Source organism: Paenibacillus cookii (assembly GCF_018333375.1).
GTDB classification, from domain to species: domain Bacteria; phylum Bacillota; class Bacilli; order Paenibacillales; family Paenibacillaceae; genus Paenibacillus_AQ; species Paenibacillus_AQ cookii.
In genome coordinates this window covers 159,651-177,583 of the sequence record NZ_BORW01000009.1, presented here as the reverse complement: position 1 = coordinate 177,583, position 17,933 = coordinate 159,651, and the positions used below count along the sequence as shown (strand labels likewise).

The following is a 17,933-nucleotide window of genomic DNA, read 5'->3' as shown; positions in this document are numbered from 1 at the left end:
GGGTGTGGTAGACTTCATCTAAAAGGTGCTCCTTTCTTTGTAGGTGATGTTCTGGACAAACACCATTCTACCAAAGAATTGGAGCCCTTTTCTTGTTTTTCAGACGATGTTACTTTCGAAATTCAGGATAATGTCTAAATGGAGACGGATTCGGTGGTGATCAATGATGGATCGTGTTCAAGATTTGCAAAAACTGATCAAACTTACGGGCGAGCGCGCGAAACTGGATGCAAAAGCGAACGGGACTTACATTGTCTATCAAACGGAAAAAGGCCAGATTGTCAAAGAATATTCAAACGGTGTGATCGAGCCAATCGACAATCCTGGGGTTCATCATGAATGAGTACTCCACAGTGATGGTTGTATTCGCCGGCAATAACGGCAGCGGCAAAAGCACCATTCGCAATTTGATAGTGGACAGGCTTGGTATCAGTGTCAATATAGATCCCGACGCTTTAGCTCGCGGCATTGATTCTGACCATCCGGATCGCCGCAAAGTATCCGCGGGCAAAGAAGCGATTAAGCTTGCGAGAGAATGTATTCAGCATAAACGAGATTTTTCGTTAGAAACGACTTTGGCTGGCGGCAATGCTATTCGACTGATACGGGATGCCAAGGCGAACGGCTTTGAAGTGACGATGTTTTATGTGGGTCTAAATGATGTTCGGCTCAATATCGAACGTGTTGCCGCCAGAGTTCAAACCGGTGGACATCATATACCGACTAAAGACATCGTTCGGAGACAAACCACATCCATGCAAAATCTGCTAACTCATATCCATCTCATTGATCATTTGATTGTGATTGATAATAGCGAAGTTTCCGGTAAAATCGTTATGCAAGCTGAACATAGTATTTTAAAATATCAGGCCGAATCTCTTCCAAAATGGGTGCATAAGATCAAGGATCAGTTACATTGATTATGGAGAATCATATGAAGTTTGAAATTAGCAAATCTATGGAAAACAAAATTAATAATTGGGATAAATGTGAACCCAAAGATGTAACGGGAGCAAAGTTTGCGTACATATTTATACCAACAAGTCTAGGATTGGTTATCAAGGTCCAGTGTGATGTTTGTAAAAGGGAATTACTACTAACCGAAGATGATTAAATCTTGAATTTTACATTTCTCCCAATGTGAATAAGGAATTCTACGCGACCGGATTAGATCTGGTCGTTTTTTTTGTGCAGAACATATATTCGCTGACAAAGTGTTGTCATGACTTAACTATAAAATAAAAATATACTAGGTGATTCTTAATCCATTACCGGTGGTGTTGAAATGCAAATTGATAAGAATGATGTGAGGGATTGTTTGTTAAACTTAATCGCAGGTTTGTCACAGTGGGGAGAAGACTTCAGCGAGCCGCCGGCTCTATTGCGTCAAGGACATATGCAGTTTGTTCGACTCCTGATGTTGGAGGGAAAAAAAGCTCCAATTGATTTGCATTCACTTATTCAATTGTTGCAAAAACCGGCAGAAGAATGGGGAATTGTAGTAGCCGGTATCTATCCGGAGGAAGCGCCGCTCTTGATTCCGGATCTGGGCTTGTCACCAGACGCACGTGAATTTAAAATCATGTACGATTCGCCTGAAGAAGCTCAGACACAAGAAATAGTAGAGATATTGCGCTACTGCCGAGGGACAATGCCGATGCTAGAGGAGAAGTACCGAAAACTTCGAGAGTTCCTTATTACCAATCCGGTTGTATCTGCTTACCGTTTAATGGAGTTTGGGCTGGAGCTTAAGGATACAGAACTGATGAAAAAGCTTAGTCGCTGTTATGAAGAAATTTCGGACGATGTAGAACGATATCGCAAATGTCCACGATGCGGATGGACGCTGGAATTTCGTAACGATCACTGGCAATGCGGGGCAGAAGATCTTTGTGGGAAACTGGCCAGTCGCGGAGAGCTTAAGAAATGGGAAATCCATGAGCCCATGCATCGATTGCGTTATGGAATTTATCGGTACACGATGTTGCCAGGGTTGGCTGAACTTACAGCTAAAGATTGGCTAACGAAGAAAGGTTACAAAATTGAACTCTTTCCGCAAGTAGACCGGTTTGATTTAGCCGTCGAATTGGATACGCATATCGTCTATCTGGATATGAAGGATTTTAAGCACCCCCTACACCTGGCTAACTTCTTCAATAAAATGCAACCCCACCAACTAGAGAAATATCGAGACCCACATGTATATATTGTCATTCCGCAATACCGAACGAAAATATACCCCGGTTACTCGAAGCTTGTTAAACAAGCACTTATGGCTCATGCGAGTCATCTGAAAGTCATAAATGAGCGGGATGTGCAGAAGCATCTGGCTGGGGAGGCAACGGAGAGATGAGAGTATCGTATTGGACCTATTTTGAGCAGTTCCTTCCGCGTCTCTTGCCATCTGGATTGCCGCGGCAAAACATTGAAACCATTTATACTGTGGAATTGTTCGTTACAGGATGTTTGATGGTTGATTCTTCTATGGATATCAGCGAAGGTTATACGATTTTATCAGGTTACGACTCACCTATTCTTCCCAAGCCTGCTCGGAAGGAGATTGCACACCGTTTAAGAGTTTTATATAGTGCTTTGCGCTCAAGGATGACATGGGACAACTTATTCGAACGATATGAAGAAGTTTCGGTTGAATATAGATTATATGAAAACGACGGTAGTCATTGGAGACTCCGGACTCCTGCCTTGTTCGCCGATCGCAGGAAATGGTACGAGCAATTATTAGAACAAGCTGTTGCCCATCTGTCTAAAGACATACACTTTGCTACATCAGGCAAGTTCCACTATTACAAATATAATCAGGAACAAGAGTCCATTCGTTATGTCGGAGAAATTCCACCGCCGTTGGTTAATACGTCAACATTTCCGAGATATAGACCGAAGGGGAGATTTACACTTCATCTTGGAGACGAGCATACCTATCAGACAGAGGGGATGCGAGAAGCTTCGGCAGCCTTGGAATGGAAGGAACGGGCCGGAATTGGACTTAAACTAAAATCATTGACTAACCCCAGTATCCGACAGTTTGAGTATAAGGGCTTACAGCATATCGTAGGGGGACTGGGGTCGGGAAAATCCACATTTATGGTGTTGGAAACGGATCGATTAGTCCGAGCAGGAGCTCGTGTCGGATTCATTGAGAGCAGTGTCCCTCAAGTATTAAATCGAGTTAAGGAACTTCGTTTATTGGGAATTAACGCTGTTCCTGTAATTGGAAGAACGGGTCGCCGTAAACATCAGAAAGATTATATATCCGCCCGTCGCCATCAGATTCGGGATGTAACGGATTGGGGGCAGGATTCTTATCTGGAACTCCGACATGTATCCGATTTTTGCATCATCCATGCCCTTGCCAATGACCATGAAAATACGACAGATTATCCATGTCGTCAGTTAATACAGCAGGAGAAAAAGTGCGTATGCCCCTATGCAGCCAGTTGCGGAATCTATCGCGATTTCGCAGCCCTGATCCATGCGGAAGTATGGGTTACAACCTCAGCAAGCATATTGAAAACAAAACTACCTGTTATGCTGGACCCATATGAGAGAACAGTCTATGAAGCGATGTATGACTTGTTAGACATCATTTTCGTTGATGAAGCCGATGCGGTTCAGAAGCAATTCGACGATTCCTTCGTCTCCGAGATTGCATTGTTTGGTAACTCTCAGCATCTCTTTGAGAAGACCCTGTTAGAATCATTTCGAAAAACGATAGGTTATTATGGTAAGTATGCACATGACGAGGTTGTACAAGACTGGATGGATGTTCTGAATCGCCTTGAAAGCACCATCCGCCGCGGTGTATATCGTACATTGAATTTATCGCCTGAATTCGCTCAGTTTTTGTACCGGAAGCTATTACGGCTCTCTACCGAAGCTTATCGCATCAGTGGCGCTTTCGCCAAGGACGAACAGAATCGGGAGAGAATTGAACAGGAATTACGCAACTATGCGGATCATCCGCTGGACCACCCTATCTATGCAGATGTAACGAAAATGCTGCAAGCTCGAACGAAGAAGGAGCGGGAACAAGCTCTAACTACCATTCTCCATAAGTTGGGCGGTGAGACAAACCCTGTTGGAAGATTGAAATTCCCGGTTCATTCGTTGGAATTATATTTATGTCTGGCACTTATCGATCATGATATACAAGTGTTCATGGATCTTTATCCGCTAGTTCAAGCCAAATTAGGAAAATTATCTGAATTCGAGGGACTCTACACGATTCAACGTGAGTTTTCAGCAATTATGAAAGATGCGATGACAGGACGTATGACGGGGTATCTGTATGAAGTAAAACCTGGGAATGACACAGGTACATTCAAAGCCGTTCAGTATTCAGGTGTCGGTCGACTTCTCCTTGAAGACTGGCAATCGATCTACGCTGGAATAGATGGATATGAAGGTCCTGCGGTTGTTCTGCTTTCAGGTACAAGTCTGGCTCCAGGATCAGCCCATTATCATATTGCATCGTTGCCTGAATGGCTGTTGGAATCCAATCTGGGTGTTCCAGTCATTCACCAGGAATATTATCCGATCTATGAGCACGGGAAGGAAACCCCTATCCAAATATCCGGTGAGATTGAGGATAGGAGAGAACGAAATCTACGTGCGCTAACCGCCAAGTTAATGTCCAAGATTGAACAAGAATTGCTGGAGTGGCGTTACTCGGGTGCAAATCGTAAAGTGCTGTTGATTGTCAACTCTTATGAAGACGTTGCTGATGTCGGAGCCGTATTTGCATCACATTCTTCTTGGAAAAATAGATACCGCCAGTTAACGAGGGACCCGGATCATTTTCATGAAGCCGAGTTTTCAAGAGCAGAATTAGAGCGGTTTGCTAACGAAAACGCTGATGTGCTGATCGCCCCGTTACTTGCGATAAGTCGCGGTTATAACATTCTGGATGATACGAAAGGTTCATTATTCGGATCTGTGTTTTTTATGATACGGCCATATCCGATACCGCAGGACATGACCTATCTCATCCAACTTTTGCATGCCAAACTGCCTGACTTCATTGAACGTGCCGATTTTGAAGGCAAGCTTTATAGGCAGGCACTGGACCTCATTCGCAGCGAAAGTAATAGCTTGCTCCACCGGATGTACCGTAAACCAGACTATTGGTCCGTATTAAATCCTGCGGAGAGAAAGACCATAGCCTGGTATACGTTTATCCCAGTCTGGCAAACGATTGGAAGGCTTCTTCGCAAAGGCACACCGGCGAGAGTGTTCTACTGTGATGGTAAATTTCTAGCTCAGCCCATGCGCACGGATGTTGGGGAATCGATGTTGGATTACTGGCTGAAGATCATGGTGGATCATGAATCAAATCCAGCGTTTCGCAGTTTATATGGACCATTTATAGACAGTATGAAAGTCATGATGGAAAGGAATGAGGCCCATGAGTCGGACTGGTAAATTGCTGCAGCTGTATGCTTTCGAGAGCGACCAAAATGCTTGGAATAATAAGCAGATCTATCTACTGGATATACCAACGGTTTGGAGAGAATTTATTCGTCAATTTTATAATGGCGTTAAGCTGCCCTTTGCGATTAAGCCATTAGGTAAAAAACTGCAAAGTATATTTCCACAGATCGTCTCGGTCAATAACCAATTTTATCTGGATGAAAACCGTCCGTGGCTCATTGCAACGCGGCCAGTCCCGGTTGGAATGATCCTATTACTGGCTAAGGGATGGATGAACCAAATAGCAACGAGGCAAGGCGTAGCTGCACCGGATGATTTGGATACGAGTACAATGGACTGGCGAAGCGAGGCGGTAGATTCCATTTTGCATCGTGATTCAAGGTTAAAATATGAATTGCTTCCTGCTCTAGTTGCACATCAATTTTGCTTGAGTCCGAAACAACTACTGCTTGATAACCGGGATGAGCCTGTTGAGCTTATGTTCTCGCAGGTATATGCCACGCAAAAGGCAGAGTGCATGTCTGAGCCCATAACCACTAGATCTGGTACTTTTTCTTATGTCGTCCGATTTCGGTTACAATATAGGGCCGGTGAGCCGGAACGACTATTATTAATGGTTTCGGCTGGAATAAGACGGTTTATTACGAAACCACAGGAGACCAAATATCTGAAAGGCGGCATTAATAGCACGTTATTGGTTTCCATGGACAATCCTCTGATCAAAGATCAGGGAATGGGATTACGTTCGTACGCGAGTTTATCTTTTCGCAGAGAAGGTGGAACTGAGCCTTATACACGTTGGTCTGAAGGGCTCGACGAATTGTTTTGTGATGTCTTATGGGGCAATCCGTTATCGACTGAGGATATCTTAACAAATCCAGTCAAGTATCACTCAGATCGTTCCCCTAAGATATGGGTCGTTCATAATAACAGAGTCTTTAACCCCCTATATGTTGAAGCGGGAATCAGCATTCAGGAGAAAATGAAATTTTACGAGATGGTACGGGAGAATGTATCCGACTGGAGATCGCTTACGCCGTTGCCACTTGTGCCGAAGCCTAAGCTAGAAGGGGCAAGGAGGCGAGTAAGAGAACCGATCCCACCCGTATACTGCGGTCATGATAAAGATTTTGTGCTTGAAGTGTGGGGACCGGACTCTCTTTATCAATGTGTCGTCGAAGCATTGAAGGCAAAAAAATATAAAGGAAAGTTGCTGGCTGAACATGTTGACGGAGAAGTTTTTAGGTTGAACTCTTCCTCTCGAAACCGCATCATTGTGGTCAAGTGTGACAGGAAGGACTATGTAGATGGCTTGGATCGCGGAGCACTTAAGGACCTGGCGGATGAACATCGAACCAACAAAATCCTCCGAAGCATCGAACATGTTAAAGGGAATCAAGCCATAACTTGCTCATTGATTGAAATATTGCCTAAAGACGACTGGAAGAAGCTTGGCGAAGGAATAGATCCCAAGCAAGCCGTACGCAAAGGGTTTCAATTAACGGGGAGGATCACTCAATTCGTCTATCCCGAAAACGGGGCAAAGAAGTCTAAACGTAAGAAAGATAAACCGGAGTCAAGCTATATTCACAAAGTCTTCAACTGTATTTTGGATTTATTGGGGGATGCGGGAGTTATCGATTACAAGGCACATATGGATGTAAATGAACAACGCCCAATCATAGCCTATGATCTGGTTTCAGGTGATAAAGGAACTTATGCGATTCTTACGAAATTGGAAGACGGTGTATTAATGGTAAAAAGCCGGGGCAGTGAGGAATGGTTGAGTTTATCAGAAGCTGTGTTGAAAACAGATCAATTTGATCCGCTTCCCAAAGCCCCGGATGCGCTAAAGAAAGAGGTCGCTCGCTGGTTCGGTGAGCAGTTAAGAATGGAACGAATGAGTGGCAAGGAGCCGATCGTATTAGTTGAAGCGGAGCTTCGATATAAAGGGTTGGACGGCATTCAAAACAACAAAATTGGCCGTGGTAAGAATCCTGACTTACCTGGATGGATACAGAACGATCAGGGGATGACCGTTATTCGTGTTAATTCCAATGATGACGTTCCAGCCTATGGATTTCGCCCCATGTCATTCTCTATAGGTGTCTATTCTGATAACGAGTCAGGACTGTATTACGGTGTAGGAACCAAACCCAAGACCCAGAGGAACATTGCCAAATCTATGACCAAGTACGATAACCCTGAAACGGCATTTCAGCAACCCCGAGTTGTGGAATATATGCCATTAGGTCCGATGGATAGGCAAGACCGAGAGCGCTTAGCTTGGATGGTGCATCGCTTACGTGAAGTGTGCATCACCTTTGAATCGACTACGGCACAACCTTATCCCTTGAAAATGACGGGTACGTTAAAGAAATACTTACAATTCAAGGAATATGAGATTACTGAGGCAGAGGCAGAGTTTTTGGAGTTGTAGATGGGGGTGAAAAGAATGACTTTGATAAAAGAACTGACCACGAACGATGAATTCGTCGGCTTTTATTTGCTGAAAGAGCTGGAGCTGAAGCAGACCAATACATCCCCGGCAAAGGATTACTTCGATTTGGTGCTGTGTGATGCCAGCGGCCAGCTCCCTGCAAAGTATTGGGATGTGAAGGAAACAGAAAAAGACAGCTTTTCTCCGATGACGCTAGTCAAGGTTCAGGGAATCGTTCAATTGTATCGGGAAAAGCCGCAGGTTAAGATCACCCGGATTCGCAATGTAAGCAATGAAGACGGTGTGTCTCTAACCGATTTTATTCGGGCGGCTCCAATTGGATCTGCGGAATTATTAGAGGTCATATACAGAGTAATCGAAAGTATTTCGGACCCGGTCATTCGTGATATTGTAAGCTTTTGCGTCGATAAGGTGAGTGAGAAACTGGCTCATTATCCGGCGGCCAAAATGCACCATCATGCTTACTTCGCAGGCTTGGCCTATCATATCGTTCGTATGCTGGAGATCGGAGAGTTCCTTTGCAAGCAGAGGCCATTTCTAAATGCGGACATGATCAAAGCCGGGATTATCCTGCATGATATCGCGAAGCCAGAGGAAATGATCGCTCAGCTTGGGGTCGTGATAGATTACAGCACCCAGGGTAAGTTGATCGGTCATATTGCCATGGCGGCTAGTTGGATCACAGAAGCGGCTTTGCGGCTGGAACTTCCACTCGATTCGCAACAAGTGATCGGATTGCAGCACCTTATTCTCTCGCACCATAACCTTGGGGAATGGGGAAGCCCGGTGCAGCCGCAAACGGCAGAAGCGGTAGCATTGCACTATATTGACGCACTGGATGCCAAACTCCAGATGGCGGAGGACGCACTAAGCGCCACTTCGGACAAGGAGTTGTGGACACAGCCGGTCCGAGGGCTGGAGAATAAAGCGTTGTACCGGATGTCATTGTAGAAATTAAAATATACGAAGAAAATGCAATGAAACAAAAATACTTTGCGGCAAAATAGCGGCAATGGTATAATGTTATTGAGGAAGGTGATGTTATGTTTACACCCAAATATTCAATAACGGACACCATAGCCCGCAGACTAATGGATATACAACGCGCCAGTGTTGTGGTGGATTTGCTTCCACTGCCCGCATCTATTCTGGATTTGCTTAAGAAAGAATCGATGGAAAAGACGGTCATTCTTTCAACGAAAATTGAAGGAAACACGCTTGACGAGGCGACTAAGCGAAAAGTTTTGTACCAAACCAGCAATGACAATGAAGAGCAGGAAGTTTATAACTTAATGAAAGCTTTGGAATATCTGGATGAAGCCGAAAAAAGGCAGCTCCCGGTCACAGAGGAATTTATTAAAAAGCTGCATGCCATTATCCGAATATCACACGGACGAAGACCGCGTGTTAGCGAGTATCGCGAAGAACAGAATCAAGTAGGCAGCCGCAATGCCTCCGGTTTTTATTTGCCGCCGGAATGGAAAGATGTCCCGGTATTAATGGAGGATTTGGTTGCCTGGGTGAACTCGCCGGAAACCTATTCGGTTCCGGTTCCTATCAAGGCTGGCATATTCATGTGGCAGTTCCTAACGATTCATCCGTATTTGGACGGGAATGGCCGAACGGCCCGGATGATCACGACATATCTTTTACGACGCGGCGGATATGGCTTAAAGGGGTTATTTGTACTCGAGAATTTCTATGACCGCAACTTGGCTGAATATTATCGCCGACTCCAGTTGGGTCTCCATCACAATTATTATTTTGGGCGGAATGAAGCTGATTTGACGCCTTGGCTGGAATTCTTTATCGATGGTTTGGCGGAGGTTTTTCAAGAAGCCGCTGCCATCGTAACCGAGAAATCTGCTCAAATGACGAAAATCGAACCGGATCTAATTCGCAAGTTAGATCCCCAGCAAAGAATGGTGTTTGCTCAATTAACCTTTAAACAAGATACCCTAACGACAAGCGAAATGAGGGACCTGCTGCGTTTGTCGGACCGTTCAATAAGGGAAAAGGTAAGTCATTGGAGAGAAGAAGGATTCATTGAGCCGCGCGATCAAGACGCCAAAAGAGTTCGTTCGATCAAATTATCCGCGGAGTACGAGAAGCTGGCCCAAGACATTCGGAATGTGCCGGATCAGTTTGCCCATTTTCTAAAATGAATGCAGCACTGCGATCTCAACCTGAGATGTCGCAGTGCTTTTTTTGTGCGCAGAACATACATTCGCTGACAATCTATGGTCGTTGTGATCCGTCATAATGAAGGAAAGACATACGGGAGTGAGTACAATGGATCAACCGATCTATATCGCCGTCACAGGCACGCAGCATTACTACGGAGCAGCATTTCTAAAGCCGGGTCAGGATACGGCAATTGTTGAACTTACGCCGGGTCTAGAGGAAGTGTACATCATCAAAACGACAGAGAACGTTTCGTTTTCTCCTTATAGGCAGGAAGAACCAGGTAAAGCGTAGAATCCCAATGATGATAAGGATTTACATTCTATATGCCACGATAGGAGATATAGCATGACGGATAAAGTGATTCGGCTCTTTAAAATACTTCTCGCCATTCAATCCAATCCGGGGATTTCGGCCAAGGAGCTGGCGGACAAATGCGAGACAACGGATCGTACGATTTATAGGGACATGCGGATTTTGGACTTGATCGCACCGATTACAAACGAGGGTTACGGAAAAGGGTACCGTTTTGTCGGTAATTTCGCCATGTACCCGCTGAATTTCACGGAGCAGGAAGCGTTGGTGTTCTCTGTCCTGCCCTCCGTGTTGGACACCAGCAAATTGCCTCCAGGCTTTGAATCCGCCTACGACAAGGTGATGGCTACCCATGTGAAAGAAACCCGGAAGCGGTACGATACACTGGAAAATGTCGCAGACATGATCCAAATGGGCACCCCGGCTTATCGGGAGAACAGTGCCAACTTCTTGCTGCCCATCATGGAAGCGATTATCGCCAGTAAGACGATCAGGGCTGTTTACCATACCCAGAGCCGGAATGAATTGACGGAGCGCGAAATTGATCCGTACTACCTGGTTCCAAGGGATCAACGGTTTTACTTGATCGGCTATTGTCATTCCAAGCAGGACATTCGCACGTTTCGTATAAGCCGTTTCCGCCATGTAGAGTTGACAAGTAATCGATTCGACAAGGGTGATTTTAACATTGCTCAGTATATGAAGCATACCTGGTCGATTGAACGCGGGGATTCTTTAATCACTTTTAAGATCAAATTCCAACCTGATGTCGCACGGTATGTGAAGGAAGAAGAATTATTCGTGAGACCGAAGATGACCGATCTGCCGGACGGCAGCTTATTATTCGAGGTCACCGTCAACCACGAGCGGGAGTTTATGAATTGGGTGGTTCAGTACGGACCTTCAGCGGAGATTTTAGAGCCTGCATCTGTCCGGGAAAAGTTCAAGGAACAGCTACAGCGTTGGGGGAAGTTGTATGGGCAGTAAGGTGCTGTTGTTGAACGATAGACGAAAGGAAGGTATCCCTTTTGAAAATAGTAGGCACGTTTCTAGAACGTTTATATGATGCAATCCGTAGAGAGCCATTTCGCCGCAAAATTGTTATTGCTCCTTCCTACATCGAAGGACAGTCCTGGTTGATGCGAATATGCCGGGAATTAGGGCCGGTTATGAATGTGGAGGTCCAAACGGTTCAATCCTTTGTAAGAAGTCAGGTTCAGTTCTCCCTGTATCAACAAGGGCTGACTTTAATCGGGGAACAGCGGTCCTTTTGGATTATCCATCATGTCATGGAACAAATGGCTTCCAAGCCGGATTCCTACATCGCGGTGGATCAAGTAAAGCCTGGTATTGCCATGCATGTTCACCAAGCCATTATGGATCTGCGCCGTGCCGGAGTGAGTGCGGGGGAGCTTCGAGACGACCACTTTATGAGCCAGCAAAAAGGCAGCTATGTCAGAAAGGTGTTGTCAGCGTATGAGCGCTTTCTGAATCAGCGGAGCTGGATCGATTTCCCCGGCCTTTTGTCGCATATACCAACCCAATTGCCGGAAAACGTGGAGCTTATTCTGCCAGACCCTATGCCGCTTTCACCGGTTTCCGCTCGAATGCTGGAGCGGTTGTCAAACGGACGGATGACGAGGATTATAGCGGTTTCTTCCTTCACTGACGTCCAATCCACAATGCCGTTCGGAAAGGTTCAGTTCTATCATGCGACCGGAAGGCTGGCGGAGGTTCGCGAAGCATTGAGACGTATTATTCAGGGCCGGATGCCATTGGATGAAGTGGAGATGATCGTACCGGATGAAGAATATGCGTTGGTTATTTCGACCATGTGTGCTTCTTTCGGTCTTCCCTGTTCCTATGCAGACGGGCTGCCTGTGATTACATCCGGAATGGGAAGAGCCGCCCATTTTCTGCTGAACTGGTTGGAGTCCGGTTATCAGGTGCGGCAGCTCGTATTGATGCTGCAGCAGCAATTGATCACGTTCTCCGATCGTGACCAAGGAATAACGAATGCGGATTGTATTCGAGCCCTGGAGAAAAGCGGAATCGGCTGGGGGAAAGAACGGTATATCAAGTTGCTGGGGTCGGGGCATGTTCGGTTCCAAGGGGATGCAGATGAAAGACCCGAAGAACGGGAGCGGACGGAACAACAACAGCGGGATGACGACATCAAGAAGCATCTGACAAACCTCCTGGGAGAATTGTTTCCAGACGAAGCGGCGCTCTCATCTCCTAAGGGAATCTGGGGATGGCTCGTTAACATCTTGGATCGATTTGGTGTATGCGGAACGGAAGAGGATGCGATCGTCCTGCAAGAAATGAAAGGTATCGCTAAAGAACTGCAGGAATGTCCTGTTCCGGACTCGATGCCGTTTCAGCAAATGTTCTTGTATGCCCGAGACATGCTGCAGGAACTTCGAGTCGGGGTGCAACGGTTACCCAAGCCCGGATTCCTGTACATATCGAGTTTGTCGAACGGGGGGATCAGCGGGAGAAAACATACGTTTCTTCTCGGGATGGATGAACATTCGTGGTCCGGGAATATCAGGCAAAACCCCATGCTTCTCGATGAAGAGTGCAGACGGATCGGTGCCGGGCTTCAAACAGCCGTGCAGAGACAAAGAGATCGGCAACGCCTTCGTGATGGTCGGCTTGGGATGATAAGCGGCAATATCACATTTAGCTTCTCGTCGTATGACTTGGCAGAAGGAGCGACAGCAAGCCCGGCTTTTCAACTTCTACAGGTATTCCGAAAGGTATCCGGAGAAACGAATGCGGACTATGAGATGCTGCACCGAAGCTTAGGCGAACCTGTCGGGTATTTGGATGTAGAACAGCCATCCTCTACTGAGCTAAATGGACTGCCATTGGACGGCTCTCATTATGTCTTCCGACAAATCCATGCGAATGTAAACCTTATGAGGGACCGGCAATCCTTCATCGAATCGGTCTATCCCTCGCTTCGTCAAGGCAGACTTGCACTCGAGGCACGCGGCAGCTCGCAAGTGACGGAGCATGACGGATATATAGCGGGGGATGAATGGGCTGATTATTGGAAAGGCCGGGACGAACGGACGCTTAGCGCAAGTCAATTGGAGAAGTACGCGGAATGTCCGATGCGATACTTTTTCCAATATGTGCTCAGGATTCGCGTGAAAGATCAGGTGACTTTTGACCGTACCTCCTGGCTGAAGCCGAATGAAAGAGGCTCGCTGCTGCACGAGGTTTATCGTCGTTATATGACGGAAGTCAGCGCAAGTAAAGTCATGCCTATTACACACGATCATGCCCGTTTGCTTCGTATTGCGGAGGAGACGATTCTCTTGTATGCCGAGCGGATTCCGGCACCGAGCCCTCATGTGTTTGAGAGGGAACGTCAAGCGATGCTCCGGGATGTGGACGTGTTCTATCGCATGGAATTGCAGGCTAAGACGGCTCCCCGGTTTTTCGAACAAGAGCTCATCGTGGACGGCCAGCCGTTACACCTTGAGCTTGGCGAGGACATGGCGATTACGCTGCGCGGGATCGTCGACCGGATCGATCAAGTTGCGCCGCATCAATATCGGATTATCGACTATAAGACCGGCAGCCCCCGCTCGTACAAGGAAAATGGTGTGTTCGCCGGCGGTACGCAGCTGCAACACGCGCTTTACGCAATGGGGACGGAGCTATGGATGCGGCAAACGGGTGTGGATTCTGATGCAAAAGTGCTTGAAGCGTCTTACGTCTTTCCAAGCGAACGGGGGCACGGGCAAGTGATTGCACGCCCGCAAACCGAACGGAATCGAGTCACCGCGGTGATCCGGGGAATCCTTTTGTCGATGGAACAGGGATTGTTTATTCCCGCTTCAAATCCTGCGGTCTGCCGATATTGCGACTATGCGGCTGTATGCGGAGAGCACGCAGAGATGATGGCCCATAAGCGAAAGGATGAAGCAAATTCGGAACTACTGCACACGCTGCTGGAGGTGGAGAACATTGAATGAACCATCCGATCAACAAGCTAGAAAGAGGATATTGGAGGAGCTGAACACGACCTTTCTGGTAGAAGCCGGTGCAGGCTCGGGCAAGACAACCAGCTTGGTCGGCAGATTGCTGGCACTCATCGAGTCCGGAACGGCGAAGATGGAGCATATTGCGGCGATCACCTTTACGAATAAAGCGGCGGATGAGATGAAGGAGCGTTTCCGCATTGCTTTAGAGCGGAAAACGGCTGATATTGAAGGCGAAACTAGAGAACGAATGGAAGAAGCTTTGGCCAATCTAGACCAAATCTTTATTGGAACGATCCATGCGTTCTGTTCCTCCATGCTTCGCGAGCGACCGATTGAGGCCGGATTGGACCCTTCTTTCGAAGAAATGGATGATGAAATGAATCGTGCGTTCCACGATCAATGCTGGGATGAATATCTGATTCAGCTGCAGGAGGAAGATAGTGAAGCACTTGCCTCCTTTACCGAGGTGGGAATCGACGTCAGCATCCTGAAGAATGTCTATGATCGGGTATCTATTTTTACGGATCTCCAAATCCCTTGCGAACCGGTTCATCGTCCTGATTTCAACCTCATCCGACTCTCCTTGCTTCCCATGATTGAAGAAGCCAACAGGTTTCTACCGACAGCTGAACCGGAAAAAGGGTGGGATAATCTTCAGGCAAAACTGCGTACTGCTAATCGTATGCTGCGGTTGTCGGATGAGCAGGACGATATGTTGATGCTAACGCTTGCGAAGATGTTTGACTTCAAACTGGATGTGAAGCAGTACAAATGGACGGATAAGAAGCAAGCCAAAGCCATATCCGAACGATTTCACGATTGGCAGATTACGGTCCTGTTCCCCTTTCTTCAATCGTGGCGGGAATATCTGTATCCGAAAGTCATTCAATTTGTCTTGCCTGCATTGGAGTATTGCAGAGAACGGCGATTGCAGGCAGGGAAGCTGAACTTTCAGGATCTGCTGATGTATGCCTGCCGTCTTCTGCGTGATTACCCGGAGGTTCGAGCGTTTTTCGCCGGCCGATATCAACGGCTTTTGGTCGACGAGTTTCAGGACACCGACCCGGTCCAAGCGGAAATGATGTTTCTCTTAACGGGGGCCGGCGATGATCCGAATGAACGGAATTGGCGGAAGCTTACTCCAAAGCCGGGTTCCTTGTTCCTCGTGGGAGACCCGAAACAGTCCATCTATCGTTTCCGCCGCGCGGATATTTCCATTTATAACGAGGTTAAATCGCGGATTCAAGCATGTGGAGATGTGCTTCACTTGACCAGCAATTTCCGATCCGTCGATGCGATCGGCGATTTTGTGAACGGGCAATTTGTCGGCAAGCTTCCCGTTCGGGAGACCGATGTTCAAGCCGCTTATGTCCGGATGGAAACGAATATACCGAATCCAAAGGGGAATAAGCGCGCGGGTCACGGGGTTTATGCACTCACTTACCCGAAAATTCCCGGAGGCAAGGATGAAGTAGCGGCGGTTGACGCACAGCGTATTGCCGCAACCATCGCGTGGGCTTGCCGCGACGGAAATTTGCAGGTTCAGGAGCGCAACGGTTCATCTTGGGTGCTCAGAGAGGCGCAGCCCAGCGATTTTCTTATATTGACAAGAACAAGGCATTATTTGCATCTCTACGCAGAAGAATTGGAGAAGCGGGGCGTTGCTGCGGAAACTGTCGGAAGCTCCGCTCTATACCCCGAGCTTCATACGCTGGGACAATTGGCCCTCTACCTGGCCGATCCGTCCGATCAAGTGGCGATGCTGAGCGTATTGCGCGGACCTCTATTCGGCATTAGCGACAAGGAGCTGATGGAGTATCGTGCTCAAGGGAATGCATGGTCCATCTATCGGCTGCCAGAGGAGTCAAAAGAACAGGAAAGTCGAGTTGTTGCTGTATGCCGTAAATTGCGGGAATATGCCAGCTGGGTGAAAGAATTGCCTGCATGGACAGCCTTGTATTGCATTCTGGAGGATACCGGTCTTTTGCCTTATTCCACGGTGCAAGAAGCTGGAGCAAATCGGTCTGGAACACTGCTTAAGATGTTGGAGCGATTGCAGCGTGACGCCATGCTCGCATCGGATTGGCATGAACTGGCGCATGCGATTTCGGCCATTCGGGAGAGCCAAGGTATGGAAACCGCCAGTCTTTACACAGGCAAAGGGCAAGCGGTACGGATCATGAACGTGCATAAGGCAAAAGGGCTTGAAGCGCCTATCGTGTTTCTCGCTTGTCCTTGCGGGGAGAAGGATCATGACGCCGACCAGTTTGTTGATCGTTCGGAGGCTGAGGCCGCGGGCTATTTCCTGATCCAGCAATCGAAAGGGTTTCAGAAAGATACGATTGCTCAGCCGGTCGGCTGGGAAGCGATGAGAGTGCGGGAGCGAGCATTCATGCATGCGGAGCGGGATCGGCTTCTTTACGTCGCGGCGACGCGGGCCAAGCAAATGCTAGTCGTCAGTCTCTACCCCGAACAACCTGCCAAGTGCCCGTGGAGTTCACTCATGGATGGGATGGAGCTAATCCGGGAGTTGGATGTTCCGGATTCGGATGTCGGGACTGGCGAGTGTGATCGGGGAATTGAACGAGATATCGTAATTGGGACACCTTCATCTGTTTTATCCGAATCCGAAGCAGCATCCATTGATCTGGGTGCTTACTTGGCCCAGAGGGAGAAAGTGTTCCATCAGCTGCGCCAGCCAACTTATGCGAAAGCAACCGTTACCGGGCTGACGAAAAGTACTGGTGACACACCGGAATGGTCAGCCACTGGGAGGGGCCAATCTTTCGGCAGCGTGATCCATAAGGGACTTGAGGCGGTTGGAAATGGTCTTCCGATGAGCGAATTGCCTGAGTATGTTCAATACCTCTGCCAGGTCGAAGAGGTTGCAGAGAAGGACGCGGGGGATGCTCTGCCTGTTCTCCGAGAAGTTCTAGAAAGTGAACTCTGGCAGCGCAGTCTGCAAGCGAAGCAACGGTTGTTTGAAATCCCGATCATGATGGTTCAGGGCAATAGGGAGACAACGTCTTATCCCGCAACCGAGCAAACGATGTCGGAAACAGCCGCCGCGGCATTGAAATATCAGACTGATAACGGTGGCCATATCTTGGTGAAGGGTGTAATAGATTTCGCTTTCGAAGAGGAAGATGGCTGGGTGATCGTCGACTTCAAAACGGATCAATTGGATGAGAGCAAATTGGAGCAGTTTGTTCGGTTTTATGCGCCGCAAGTGCAGGCTTATGCTAAGGCCTGGTCTGAGACGTTCGGTTATCGGATGAATGAAGCTGGATTGTATTTTGTTAGTTTGCGGAGGTTTGTATCGCTGTAGTTTTTCTGGCAGGAGGAAAGGCAATATGAAACATTTTTGTATCCAAACGAATGACTTAAATGTGTGGAGAAGCTTTCTCGCCGATCCGGAGAAGCAGTGGAAGAAAGGGTATTCTGCCTACGAACTAGCCCATTCGTGGACTTGTATTTGGATAATCAAAAGGCACCGTCTCAGAACGATCTTTTTGTGCTAGGCA

Annotated in this window: 12 protein-coding genes; all 12 read left to right on the top strand. The window is 47.4% G+C overall.

The genetic code is table 11. The annotated features are described in order from the left end of the window. Positions 1-163: 163 nt before the first annotated feature. The 12 genes from KI367_RS11455 (at position 164) to KI367_RS27595 (ending at position 17,930) form a co-directional block, all read left to right on the top strand. On the top strand, positions 164-343 hold the full coding sequence (locus tag KI367_RS11455) for a hypothetical protein (RefSeq protein WP_036712133.1): 180 nt from the start codon (positions 164-166) through the stop codon (positions 341-343). After that, positions 336-920 carry an ATPase gene (locus KI367_RS11450; RefSeq protein ID WP_241752887.1) on the top strand — a complete coding sequence of 195 codons (585 nt, stop codon included), beginning with the start codon at positions 336-338 and terminating at the stop codon, positions 918-920. Before KI367_RS11455 ends, KI367_RS11450 begins: the two co-directional genes overlap by 8 nt. A 365-nt stretch (positions 921-1,285) precedes the next feature. Continuing rightward, positions 1,286-2,353, top strand: coding sequence for a restriction endonuclease-related protein (locus KI367_RS11445; protein WP_212949722.1), 1,068 nt, complete (start codon positions 1,286-1,288; stop codon positions 2,351-2,353). Next, on the top strand, positions 2,350-5,439 hold the full coding sequence (locus KI367_RS11440; protein ID WP_212949720.1) for a pPIWI_RE_Z domain-containing protein: 3,090 nt from the start codon (positions 2,350-2,352) through the stop codon (positions 5,437-5,439). The genes KI367_RS11445 and KI367_RS11440 overlap by 4 nt, the downstream gene beginning before the upstream one ends. After that, positions 5,423-7,888 carry a pPIWI_RE module domain-containing protein gene (locus tag KI367_RS11435; RefSeq protein ID WP_212949718.1) on the top strand — a complete coding sequence of 822 codons (2,466 nt, stop codon included), beginning with the start codon at positions 5,423-5,425 and terminating at the stop codon, positions 7,886-7,888. The genes KI367_RS11440 and KI367_RS11435 overlap by 17 nt, the downstream gene beginning before the upstream one ends. 15 nt (positions 7,889-7,903) lie before the next feature. Continuing rightward, positions 7,904-8,860: a 3'-5' exoribonuclease YhaM family protein gene (locus tag KI367_RS11430; RefSeq protein WP_212949716.1), complete on the top strand. Its 957-nt coding sequence runs from the start codon at positions 7,904-7,906 to the stop codon at positions 8,858-8,860. 92 nt (positions 8,861-8,952) lie between these two features. Next, positions 8,953-10,074, top strand: a complete 1,122-nt coding sequence (locus KI367_RS11425; protein WP_212949714.1) for a Fic family protein — start codon at positions 8,953-8,955, stop codon at positions 10,072-10,074. Between the two features lie 127 nt (positions 10,075-10,201). Further along, positions 10,202-10,387: a hypothetical protein gene (locus KI367_RS11420; RefSeq protein WP_212949712.1), complete on the top strand. Its 186-nt coding sequence runs from the start codon at positions 10,202-10,204 to the stop codon at positions 10,385-10,387. Between the two features lie 54 nt (positions 10,388-10,441). Then, a complete protein-coding gene (locus KI367_RS11415; protein WP_212949710.1) occupies positions 10,442-11,395 on the top strand; it encodes a helix-turn-helix transcriptional regulator in 954 nt (317 codons plus the stop codon). Between the two features lie 41 nt (positions 11,396-11,436). Next, on the top strand, positions 11,437-14,400 hold the full coding sequence (locus tag KI367_RS11410) for a PD-(D/E)XK nuclease family protein (protein ID WP_212949708.1): 2,964 nt from the start codon (positions 11,437-11,439) through the stop codon (positions 14,398-14,400). Next, a complete protein-coding gene (locus KI367_RS11405; protein WP_212949706.1) occupies positions 14,393-17,737 on the top strand; it encodes a UvrD-helicase domain-containing protein in 3,345 nt (1,114 codons plus the stop codon). The genes KI367_RS11410 and KI367_RS11405 overlap by 8 nt, the downstream gene beginning before the upstream one ends. Beyond that, positions 17,688-17,930, top strand: coding sequence for a DUF6946 family protein (locus tag KI367_RS27595; RefSeq protein WP_373316225.1), 243 nt, complete (start codon positions 17,688-17,690; stop codon positions 17,928-17,930). Before KI367_RS11405 ends, KI367_RS27595 begins: the two co-directional genes overlap by 50 nt. Positions 17,931-17,933 lie beyond the last annotated feature (3 nt).

Bases quoted from the DNA above. Each gene is read 5' to 3' on its own strand.
- KI367_RS11435 (WP_212949718.1), top strand. From the start codon at position 5,423: ATGAGTCGGACTGGTAAATTGCTGCAGCTGTATGCTTTCGAGAGCGAC.
- KI367_RS27595 (WP_373316225.1), top strand. From the start codon at position 17,688: ATGAAGCTGGATTGTATTTTGTTAGTTTGCGGAGGTTTGTATCGCTGT.
- KI367_RS11420 (WP_212949712.1), top strand. From the start codon at position 10,202: ATGGATCAACCGATCTATATCGCCGTCACAGGCACGCAGCATTACTAC.
- KI367_RS11415 (WP_212949710.1), top strand. From the start codon at position 10,442: ATGACGGATAAAGTGATTCGGCTCTTTAAAATACTTCTCGCCATTCAA.
- KI367_RS11450 (WP_241752887.1), top strand. From the start codon at position 336: ATGAATGAGTACTCCACAGTGATGGTTGTATTCGCCGGCAATAACGGC.
- KI367_RS11425 (WP_212949714.1), top strand. From the start codon at position 8,953: ATGTTTACACCCAAATATTCAATAACGGACACCATAGCCCGCAGACTA.
- KI367_RS11445 (WP_212949722.1), top strand. From the start codon at position 1,286: ATGCAAATTGATAAGAATGATGTGAGGGATTGTTTGTTAAACTTAATC.
- KI367_RS11455 (WP_036712133.1), top strand. From the start codon at position 164: ATGATGGATCGTGTTCAAGATTTGCAAAAACTGATCAAACTTACGGGC.
- KI367_RS11440 (WP_212949720.1), top strand. From the start codon at position 2,350: ATGAGAGTATCGTATTGGACCTATTTTGAGCAGTTCCTTCCGCGTCTC.
- KI367_RS11430 (WP_212949716.1), top strand. From the start codon at position 7,904: ATGACTTTGATAAAAGAACTGACCACGAACGATGAATTCGTCGGCTTT.